Below are 8068 nucleotides of genomic sequence, written 5' to 3'. Positions count from 1 at the left end.
AGGGTCAGCGTCGAGGTGTACGCACCCGCGGCGACGTCCGCCGGGGTCCGCAGGAACAGGTCGGCGTTGACCGAGTACGCGCCCTCGGCGACCGCGCCGGAGTCGAACGTCGAGACGAGGAGTTCCTGGTCGACCAGACCCACGTTGTTACCCGGCTGGGTCGCCTCGTCCAGGACGGTCACGACCTCTTCACCCTCACTGACCAGGCCGGTGTCGCCGCCGTCGATCAGCTGCGGCTTCCACCCCAGATGCCCGGCGCCGATCGGCGCCTGACCGGCGCTGCCCGCGAAGTCGGTCGCGCTGCCCAGCACGGCCCACGCCGCGCCCTCGGGCACCTCATCCGCGGTACGGGTGTCAGTCACGGTGACCGTCGGCAGGGTGCCGACGAACTGACGGACCAGCAACGTCGACCCGTCCTCGGCCAGAGCGACCGAGTCACCGGCGATCGACATCGCCAACACACCGGGCTCCTTGATCGGCTCGATGTCGACGGTCACCCGCACGTCCGACTCGTCACCCGGCTCCGCCAGAGCCGGCGACGCCAACGCCACCGACCCGGCCAGCAGGGCACCCGCGGCACCCGCCGCGAGAAGCCGTTTGCGATTCGCTGTTTTCATCCGATGCTCCGCTATCACTCGTTGGTGTTCGGGGATCAGTTGGCGCAGTCGACGGCCGGGTACTGGGCGGTGACGACGGTCGTCACATCCTCACCGTTGACGGACCCGGTGGCCCTGACGGTTGCCGCACCGGCCGCGACCGAGGCCGTCCGGCTGTTGAACTGCTGGTACGCGTTCCCACCCGGCGCCACGTTCGCGACCGAACGCTGTCCGTACGCGGTCTCCAGCGCGATGCTCACCGGCGCGTTGTGATCATTGCGCGCCTGCACCGCCACGTACGCCTTACCGGCGACGCACCGCGCCTGCGCGGTGACCGTCACCGGCACCTCGGCGCCCGCTTCGAACCTCCAGGTGTCGATCTCGAAGAGATCGGCGCCTGCGGGTCCGGCGTAGGTGAAGTACACGTCGTGCACGCCGGCGACGCCGTCGAGTTGGGCGCTCAGTTCCGTCCACTCGCCGAGCGGCGCGTCGACCGGGATGGTCGCAACCACCGGCGCGGTGACCTCGCCGAGCCGAAGCTCGATCTTCCCGCCGGCCACGAGCGGGCGTACCTTCGCCGTCACGCTGTGGGCACCGTTGCCGAAGTCCACCGACGACAGCGCCGTCCAGTCGCCGTTGTCGATGTCGCTCACCACCAGGTTCGGTGCCGTACCGCCGAACTCCGGGGACCCGCCGTTGACCTTCGCGGTCGCGACGCCCTTGCTCCAGCCGAAGGTCTCCGCCTCAAACTCGCGGTACGGGTCGAAGTCCCTGACCTGGTCGACGCCGGCGTAGGTGCCGACGACCTGCTGGATCGTGCCGTCCGGGTTGAAGGTCAGCTCCTGGATGTGCGGGCTGCGGTAGCCCTGGGTGGTGTTCCCGTTGATGCGCTTGTTCAGCGTCGGGGCGTGGTAGGTGAAGTAGTACCTGCCCTCGTACTCGAACACCGACTGGTGGTTGTTGCCGCCGGTGCCGGCGCCGAAGAACTGCGACTGGTTCGGGAACAGCACTCCCGCGTAGGTCTCCTTGGGCCACGACATCGGGTCGTCGGAGATCATGTAGCCGATCTGGCCGCCGCCGGGGTAGCCGGGAAGCGGCGTCTGGTTGCCGCCGAAGTCGTTTCCGCCGAAGTGTGACGAGTACGAGAGGTAGTACTTGCCCTCGCGCTTGAACACCTGGGCCGCCTCGAAGGCCACCGGGGCGTCCACGACCGCCGCCGTACCCTCGGTCGACACCATGTCGCTGCCGAGTTTGATCGCGCGGAGGTTCTTCGGGTTGTTGAAGCGCTCGGCCGCCGGCATGCTCGTCGACGCGGGACCGCCCCCGAAGTAGAGGTACGCCTCGCCGTCGTCGTCCACCATCGGAGCCGGGTCGAACTTCCACGCGACGGCCTCGGCACCGGGAGTACGGCCGTCGATCAGCGTGCTGGTGCGCTCGCTGGTCCACGGGCCGAGCGGCGACGCACCCGTGATCACGTTGCTGGAGCCGCCGCCGTTGGCGTAGTAGAGGAAGAACTTCTCCTGGCCGTTCACGACCTTCTTGGCCATGCCGGGTGCCCACGAGTTGCCGGTGAACGGCGCCACGCCGTTCGGGCCGGCGACCTGAATCTCGCCGTGATCCGTCCAGTTCACCAGGTCCGCGGAGGAGAGCAACGTGATCTGGTTGATGTTGCCGTAGTTGATTTGCGGCGAGACGCCGGTGGTCGGGTTGGGCGCGTAGCCCTGGGTGTCGTTGGTCAGGTACAGGTACACCCGGCCGTCGTGCGCGAAGCCGAACCCGTCGGCGCCGAACTTGTGCCCGATCAACGGGTTGTGCTCCCCCGGCAGCTTGCCGACGACCTCGATGGTCTTCGACGGCGTCGGGGGCGGCGCGGCGCCGACCACCGTGACGTCGTCGAGCTTGAAGTCCATGAGGTGGACGTTCGGGTCCGAGGACGGGTTGCTCGTCCACGGCGTCTCGAAGAACAGCCGCGCCGTCGACACGTTCTGCCCCGACGGGATGGTGAACGACCCGTTGAACTGCGCCCACTGGCCCCTGGTCGCGACCACGCTGACGAGGTTGGTGTAGGTGCCCCCGCCGTAGTGCATCGTGGCGTAGAACTGCTTCGTCGCGGGCGAGTTCGGGTTCTCGTACTTGATCCTGGCCGTGAGGGCATAGGTCTGCCCGGCCTGCACCTTGCCACTGAGGTCCTGCATCGGACCCGAGCCGGTCGTCGCCCGGTTGGTGACGAGCACGGCGCTCGAACCGGCGTAGGCGTCGGCGGTGAGCGACAGCGTGGCGCTGTCGGTCGCATTGCCGTTGTTCACGAACCAGTTGCCGAGGCCCTCCTCGAATCCACCGTTGACGATGAGATTCGTGTCGGCTGCCTGGACGGGCGCCGCCGGGCCGAACCATGCAGCCAGCATCGTGCCGACCGCCGCGATCGCGACGACCCGCCGACGGGTCCTCCTTCGGAATCGCTGTACCACTGACATCCTCCTTGATCGGTGGTGGATCCGGGGGTTTCGTGGGGTTACTGGACTTGCTGCGGCCCGCAGTTGATCGCGGGATGTTCGGCGGTGAAGACGCTCGTGACGTCCGCACCGTTGATGGACCCGGTGGCCCGGACGGTCGCCGAACCCGCCGGCACCGAGGCCGCCCGGGTGGCGAACGACTGGTACGCGTTGCCGCCCGGCGCGACGTTCGCGGCGGACCGCTCGCCGTACGCGGTCGCTAGGGCGAGGTCCACCGGCGCGTCATGGTCGTTACGCGCCTGCACCGCCACATACGCCTTGCCGGCCAGGCAGCGGGCCTGCACGGCGACCGTGATGGGCAACTCGGGCGCGTCGGCCCTGAGCACACCGAGTCGGGCCAGCTGGTAGCTGAGCGCCCGCTCCGGTGCGTCGATCTGGTTCTGGGTGCCGAACTCGCCGGCCCGCACCGCCGTCGCGGCGGCGAGCGCGGCCCGCATCGCGGCCCAGGCGTCGGCCGGGTAGTCGGCTTCGTCGAGCGTTCCCGCGTACGCGATGGCCGCGTCGAGTGCGCTCGTGTCCAGCGGCCGACCCTGTGCGGTCAGCGTGTCGCTGAGCAGGTAGTGGTCGAAGTCGACCTGCCCGCCGGTCTGCTGCGTGGCGTAGTTGAACAGACCGACCCGGTGTCCCATGAAGTGCGCGAGGCTGCCGTCCAGGGTCTGTGGGCCGACCCGGTTGCCCAACTGGGTCCAGGTCAGCCCGTCGAGGCTGTAGTGGAACGTCGTCCACAGCTGACCGACCGGTGCGGCGAAGTCGAGGTCCGCCTTCAGGTGCACCTCGGTCGCATCCCCCAACGACACCGTCGTGCCGGGCAGGAAGTTCTCCAGCGTCGACTGGTTGAGGTCGACCGCGAACGGCTGCCCCCGGTTGACCACGCCGAGCGTGTTCACCCCGCCGACGCGCTTGACTGCCACGTACGAGAAGCCCCGGTTGTAGGCGGCCAGGCCCGCGACGTCACCGTCCTTGATGCCGGAGACGTCCATCCGGGTCTCGACCGACTGCCGCGGCCCGAACGTACGCTGCGAGAGCGTGTTGCGGGCCTCCTCGAACCAGGCCAGCTCGGCGCGGTTGGACAGCTTCGTGTAGACGTAGTTGCCGGTCACCACCTTGCCGGTCGTCAACCGCAGCCAGCCGTCGCGGTCGGTGAGCGACCAGTACCGGTTGTCCGGGGCGTGGTTCCACTCCCACGCCATGTCCAGCCGCGACCCGTTCGGGGCGATCTCCGCCTCGGTCGGGTACTCGATGGTGGAGGGCTGCCCGACGATCGAGACGTCGTCGATCAGGTACTCCACGCTGGACGAGGGAGGCTGCGGGTTGGCCCACGGCGTCTCCACGGCGAACTTGAAGTTGTTCAGGTTCGCCGTCGCCGGCACGGTGTACCGTCCCGTCACCGTCGTCCACTGCCCGACCGGCACGTTGCCGAACGTCATCTCCTGCACGCCCGAACCCCAGTCCGCGACGAGGTTGAACCGCACGCTGCTCGGACCCGAGGTGTACTTGATCTTCGCCGACACGGTGTAGGTGACGCCGTGCTGCATCTTCCCGTTCAGGAACTGGTTCGGCCCGGAGCCGTTGAGCGTGCGGTCGCTCACCTTCAGCGCCGCCGACCCCGACGCCGCGTCGGTCGAGTCCAGCGCGAGCGTCGCACCGAACTGCGCGGCCCACGGCGAGACCGTGCCGGACTCGAACCCGGGGTTCGCCAGCAGTTCGACGCCGATGAGCGACTCGTCGATGTCGGGCGGTGCCGGGATCGTCCACTGCTCGTCCTGGTACGCCTTGTGCGGCGCGTCGTTGGCGAAGTCGTCCGAGGCGACGATGCCCTTCTGCCGCTCGAGCAGTTCCTCGGCCGGGCTGAGCCGGATCGGCTTGTCGAACCCGCCCTCCACCGGCACGACGCCGTTGTTGCCGAAGGTCGGCCACCCGTTCTGCCAGGTGGCGGGGATGAGCGCCGGGATACGCCCGATCGGGAAGGTGTCCCGGAAGAACATGCCGTACCAGTCGGTTTCGCCGCCCGCACGCGAGATCGGTACGAGGCTGCCCTGGGCGAAGCCGTTGGAGTTGAGCACGCCGCGCGCCTCGTAGGTGTTCACACCGCCCACCGAGGTGTAGCGGCCGAGCAGTTCCGGCGAGCGGAGCATGACGACCTGCCGCCCCTGCCCCGACGGCCAGGTGATGATGACCGCGTAGTACCAGCCGTCGATGTAGTAGAACTGGGCGCCCTCGAAGAGGCCGCCGATGAACGGCTGGCCGGCGTAGTTGCTCGCGGTGAAGACGTTCGGGTAGTCCTGCACGATGGCGGTCAGGTCGGCGTTGAGCCGAACCGCGCTGATGTTCCCGTTGCCGTAGAAGATGTACGGCGTGCCGTCGAGGTCGAAGAAGAGCGACGGGTCGTGCAGGCCGCGACCGAGGGCGGTACGTTGCCACGCGCCGTTCTCGATGTCGTCCGTGCGGTAGATGTACGCGCCGGAGAGGTTGTTGGTGTTGAAGGCGACGTAGTACGTCCCGTCGTGGTAGCGCAGCGACGACGCCCACTGGCCCTGGCCGTAGGAGTTCTGCCCGTTGCGCAGCGAGAACGAGTCTCCGATGCTCGCCCGGTCGAACACGTAGTTGACGATCTCCCAGTTCACGAGGTCGTACGACTTCATGATCGGCGCACCCGGGCTCAGGTGCATCGTCGTGCTGATCATGTAGTAGATGTCCCGGCCCTCGTCGTTCTCGGCGGCCGGTACCCGCTCGACGCTGATGTCCGGCACGTCGGAGCGAAGGAGCGGCACGGTGTACGTGCCGTCACCCCGATCGGTCGACGTGTACGCCGACCGTGGCGACCACCCGTCGTCGGCCTGCGCCACACCACCGGGGACGACCAGGCCGGTGCAGACGAGCGCACCGACCGTGGCGAGCGAGATCCGGCGCAGCCGGCCGGGCGGGTTGGGGGTGACCGCGGTGCCGAGGCGCTTCAGCGCGGCGGCAAGAGCCACGAGCACATTGACGATGCTGAGCACTCTGGACCCGGAGCGTGGATCGGAGGCAGACCGGGGTACGGACACTTGCATGGCGGGCTCCAAACGCGAGTGTTACCGGAGCCTCATGTTGTTAGCGTTAACACATGCCCGTCAAGACCTTCGATGAAATGTGTCCGAAACATCCGCTAAATCGTTCCCCCATCCGGTTGTGAACGCTCCCAACTGAAAGCCCCGGCGGCAGTGCTCGGTTGCGTCCGGGTGCCGCGACGATTCGGCGTTCCGGCGAAACGTTCGGACCCGGTTCGGCGGTACGGCTACCTTCCGGGCCATGCAGACCTCGCAGATCCGGCCGCTCGACCCGCCGATCCTCCCGGACGGTGGTGGTACGTACACCCACGGCACCCTCGTCTCCGGCGCCCGTCGAACGGTGTTCGTGAGCGGCCAGGTGCCGTGGGCGGAGCAGGGTGTGGTCCCGCCGGACTTCGCCTCCCAGTGCCGCCTGACCTGGCGGAACCTGCTCGCGGTCCTGGCCGAGGCGGGCATGGGCGTCCGGAACCTCGCCAAGGTCACGATCTACCTCGCCGACCGCAGCCACCGGGAGGCCAACGGCCGCATCCGCCAGGAGATCCTCGGCGATCACGTCCCCGCGCTGACCATCGTCATCACCGACATCTACGCCGAGGAGTGGCTGCTGGAGATCGAGGCGATCGCGGTCGACTGAGGACCGATGAGGACCTACGCGATGTTGGCGTCAAGCAGTTGCCAGCCCAGCGGCGTCAGCTCGTGTCGGGCATTGCGGGCCGACCGCACCGTCATCACCAGACCGTCCCGACGCAGCCTCGCCACGTGCGCCGATGCCGTCGACGGCGCGACGCCCAGCGCCGCGGCGATCTCCCCGGTGCCGAGGCCGGGTCGGGCCGCCAGGGTCCGCAGCAACACCGCACGATGCACGCCGACCGGTCCGGCCAGCCGGCCGTCCGGCCCGGCGAAGCGCGCGCCGTCACGCCAGAACTCCGCCGCGGTGCGCGCCGGATAGAACAGCATCGGCTGCTGCCGATCATTGAGTTGTCGGTGCACGCCGTCGGTGAGGAACATGCTCGGCACCAGCACCAGGCCCCGCCCGTCCAGCGGATGGTCCGCCGCCGGCGGTCCGGCGAACTCCAGGTACGGGTACCGCCATCGCACGAACTGCGGGCACAGCGTGTCGAGCATGGCCGCCACGCCGTGCCGGGCGGCCAGCCGCGCCCGGTACGAGACATCGGCGGCCAACTGTGCCTGCATCCGGGGCCAGTCGGCCGCGAGTACGGCTCGGTGCAGCGCCACGAACGACCGCGCGAGGATCCGCCGCCCCTCATCGGGGTGTTGGATCAGGTCGTCGACGACTGGCACGGTGGTGCCCAGCACACCGGCGAAGGTGACCGTGTCCGCCACGACCGGCGCGGCCGGGTCGTCGAGCGCGGCGGAGAGTTCGTCCTCGAAGGACTGCGGCCGCGCCGGCGGCTGCGGGGTCAGGAAGTCCGGCAGGTGTCGAGGATGCGCGCTACAAAGCGCCAGCACCGGTCGCGCGGCGGCCGGAAGCAGCGGCCGCATGCGGTGCCGCCACCCGACCAGCCCCGGCGGCGGATGACGTAGCCCCAGGCCGCGTGCGGCCTTCAGCATTTCCTGGAAAGGCATGATGGCGAAGCGGATCCGGCCCACATCCAGGCCGGAGAAGACCAAGCGCGGCACCCGGACCACGATAGGTCCGGACGGGGTTCCGCGTCCTCCCGGTGCGGCCGGGTCGCTGACCCGGCCGCTCGAATCGGGATCAGCGGTTGTTCGCGAGGTCGCCGCAGTCCGTCTCGTCGGGCAGCAGCGGCCGCAGGGTGACCGTCCAGCGCTTGCCACCCGAGGTCCACGGGGTCGCCGCGCTGGCGTTCGCGGCGGCCGCGAGCAGCTTCGGCACCGCGTCGCCGGTGACCGTCACGCAACCCAGTCCGAGATCCTTGCCGAGTTCGCT

At 69.0% G+C, this 8068-nt stretch carries 5 protein-coding genes and 1 pseudogene; 1 reads left to right on the top strand and 5 read right to left on the bottom strand.

Annotation, left to right across the window (positions count from 1 at the left end; translation table 11 throughout):
• From AB0M52_RS26760 to AB0M52_RS26750, 3 genes are all read right to left on the bottom strand, one after another.
• Positions 1-617 (bottom strand): hypothetical protein (locus tag AB0M52_RS26760; protein ID WP_363959110.1); only part of this gene is annotated, 617 nt, incomplete at its 3' end.
• Between the two features lie 35 nt (positions 618-652).
• A complete protein-coding gene (locus AB0M52_RS26755) occupies positions 653-3064 on the bottom strand; it encodes a family 43 glycosylhydrolase (protein ID WP_363959107.1) in 2412 nt (803 codons plus the stop codon).
• A gap of 44 nt (positions 3065-3108) precedes the next feature.
• Positions 3109-6090 (bottom strand): family 43 glycosylhydrolase, encoded by a 2982-nt coding sequence (locus AB0M52_RS26750; protein ID WP_363959104.1) that lies wholly within the window; start codon positions 6088-6090, stop codon positions 3109-3111.
• A gap of 307 nt (positions 6091-6397) precedes the next feature.
• On the opposite strand from AB0M52_RS26750, the gene AB0M52_RS26745 reads away from it, so the two are divergent.
• The gene (locus tag AB0M52_RS26745) at positions 6398-6790 is read left to right on the top strand and encodes a RidA family protein (protein ID WP_363959102.1); all 393 of its coding nucleotides are present in this window, start codon (positions 6398-6400) and stop codon (positions 6788-6790) included.
• A gap of 14 nt (positions 6791-6804) precedes the next feature.
• Here AB0M52_RS26745 and AB0M52_RS26740 read toward each other — a convergent pair whose 3' ends face one another.
• Together AB0M52_RS26740 and AB0M52_RS26735 are read right to left on the bottom strand one after the other, a co-directional pair.
• Complete coding sequence (locus tag AB0M52_RS26740) at positions 6805-7797, bottom strand: DUF5937 family protein (RefSeq protein WP_363959099.1); 993 nt, start codon at positions 7795-7797, stop codon at positions 6805-6807.
• A gap of 79 nt (positions 7798-7876) precedes the next feature.
• Positions 7877-8068 (bottom strand): annotated as a pseudogene (locus AB0M52_RS26735) (hypothetical protein); the annotation flags it as partial.

This window comes from Micromonospora sp. NPDC051296 (assembly GCF_040682255.1).
GTDB classification, from domain to species: Bacteria; Actinomycetota; Actinomycetes; order Mycobacteriales; family Micromonosporaceae; genus Micromonospora; species Micromonospora craterilacus.
The sequence above is the reverse complement of the archived record's forward strand: the minus strand, read 5'-3'. Positions and strand labels throughout refer to the sequence as shown.

Coding starts and splice junctions, on each gene's coding strand:
- AB0M52_RS26745 (WP_363959102.1), top strand. CDS start 6,398: ATGCAGACCTCGCAGATCCGGCCGCTCGACCCGCCGATCCTCCCGGAC.